The organism is Streptomyces sp. NPDC007095 (genome assembly GCF_040634475.1).
Classification (GTDB): domain Bacteria; phylum Actinomycetota; class Actinomycetes; order Streptomycetales; family Streptomycetaceae; genus Streptomyces.
Window position 1 is genome coordinate 1 of record NZ_JBEYFS010000486.1, and the last position, 2,095, is coordinate 2,095.

2 protein-coding genes are annotated in these 2,095 nt (G+C 73.6%); both read right to left on the bottom strand.

The genetic code is table 11. From position 1 onward, the window contains the following. Positions 1-167: 167 nt before the first annotated feature. A complete protein-coding gene (locus tag ABZ656_RS57590) occupies positions 168-1,139 on the bottom strand; it encodes a DMT family transporter (RefSeq protein WP_101406041.1) in 972 nt (323 codons plus the stop codon). Positions 1,140-1,210: 71 nt separating this feature from the next. Next, positions 1,211-1,936 carry a metalloregulator ArsR/SmtB family transcription factor gene (locus ABZ656_RS57595; RefSeq protein ID WP_101406042.1) on the bottom strand — a complete coding sequence of 242 codons (726 nt, stop codon included), beginning with the start codon at positions 1,934-1,936 and terminating at the stop codon, positions 1,211-1,213. Positions 1,937-2,095: the final 159 nt, after the last annotated feature.

Here is a 2,095-nt window from a genome sequence, read left to right on the forward strand (position 1 = left end):
CCTCGTACTGGACGTACTTGGATCTGTGCCTGGTGCGGTGAGAGTGCGTGCATGGCGTCGCAGGGCAGACGGGAATTTGACGACAGGGCCTAGGGCCGATCCGCCGGACAGGCCCCCGACGGCCACCCACCGATCACCCGCGTCAACAACCCTGCGGGTCAATACACCTAGCCCCGGGTGGCGTGGTCGTCCGCGGGTGAGTGGGGACTGGTCGTGCGGATTCCCGCGTCCCTGACAGCCTTGGACCGGGGGCGGGAGCGGGACACCGCGACCCCGGTCAGGCACAGTGCGCCGCCCGCCAGGGTGAGCAGCGCCGGTACCTCGTCGAGGAACAGCCAGGACATCGCGACGACGAGCGCGGGCACCGCGTAGGTGGTCGCGCCCATGCGGCTCGCGGTGGTCCGGGCCAGCGCGTACGCCCAGGTCGTGAACGCCAGCGCGGTCGGGAAGACCCCCAGGTAGAGCACGTTGACAGTGGCGGAGGCGGGCGCGTGCGCCACGTCGTGGACCAGCTGTCCCGCGAACGGCAGGCACACCACGGCCCCGACCAGACAGCCGAACGTGGTCACCTGGAGAGCACTCGCCCGCCCGAGCGCCGGCTTCTGCGCGACGACCCCCGCCGCGTAGCCGACGGCGGCGAGCAGACACAGGACCACCCCGAGCACCGAGGAACCGCCCTCGCCGGACATCGACAGCCCCACCGCGACCGCCCCCGCGAACGACACCGCCATGCCCGCGAGCAGCCGCGGCGGCATCGCGTCGCCGAGCAGCCGGGAGCCGAGCAGCGCGATGAGGATCGGGCCGATGTTCACGACCAGAGCCGCCGTGCCGGCGTCCACCTGCTGCTCACCCCAGTTGAGCACCACCATGTAGAAGCCGAACCAGAGCAGGCCGGATATCGCGATCCCGCGCCAGGCCGCGCGCGGCGGCCACCCCTCCCTGCGTACGAGACAGAGGGCGCCCAGCGCGACCGAGCCTGCCAGCAGCCGCCCGAGTGCCAGCGCGCCCGGCGAGTACGCAGCGCCCGCGCTGCGGATCGACACGAAGGCGGAGGCCCACAGCACGACCGTGACGGTCGCGGCGCCCGCGGCGAGCAGCTCCGCGCGACGGGCGGGCGCGGGGGAAGTGGCGTTCATCATGGTCCCGAGGCTAGGTGGGGTACGGGGGAGAGGGCTCGCGGTTTTCGGACGCCGCGGTGGGGTGTGATCGCTCAGCGGAGTGCCGTTGCTTCGATGCCCAGGAGTTCCGCGAAGGCCCGCTCGCCGTCCGGCGTGACCTTGACCGCGCGCTCCGAGCCGATACGTACGCACCAGTGGGCGTCCAGGACGTGCCGGCACAGGGCCGCGCCGGCGGTACCCGCGAGGTGGGGGCGGCGTTCGGTCCAGTCGAGGCAGGCGCGGGTGAGGGGGCGGCGGCCGGTGCGGTTCAGGTCGATGCCTGTCTCGTCGAACCATCGCAGGCCCGCGTCCGTGAGCGCGAACCCGGTGTCCTGGCGGAGCAGGCCGCGGTGGGTGAGGGCGTCGGTGAGGGTGATGCCGAGGCGGCCCGCGAGGTGGTCGTAACACGTGCGGGCGCGGGCCGTCGCGGAGCCCGTGCCGGCTTCCCGCAGGGTGCGGGGGCGTCGGGTGGCGTCGGGTGCGACCTGGGCGGCGAGGTCCTCGACGAGTTGGGCGACGTGGGGGTCCGCGAGCCGTACGTAGCGGTGTCGGCCCTGTCGTTCCTCGGCGAGCAGGCCGCCGGCGACGAGCTTGCCCAGGTGTTCGCTGGCCGTCGAGGGGGCGACGTGGGCGTGCCTGGCCAGTTCCCCCGCGGTCCAGGCGCGGCCGTCGAGCAGGGTGAGCAGGAAGGTGGCGCGGGTCTCGTCCGCGAACATTGCGGCCAGCGCGGCGAGTCCCGGTGCGACCGGATCCGTCGACCTCGTCATGCCACCCATCATCCGTCCTCGACCGTTCGGCCCTCGCCGAACGGTCTCCGGGCCGCGGGGCTCTTCGGCCGCGGGTGAGCGGTGGGCTGACCGCGCAGTTCCCCGCGCCCCCAAGACGGGGCTTCGCCCCGCATTCCCCGCCCGCCCGGCGTTCTTCGGCTGCCGGGCGGT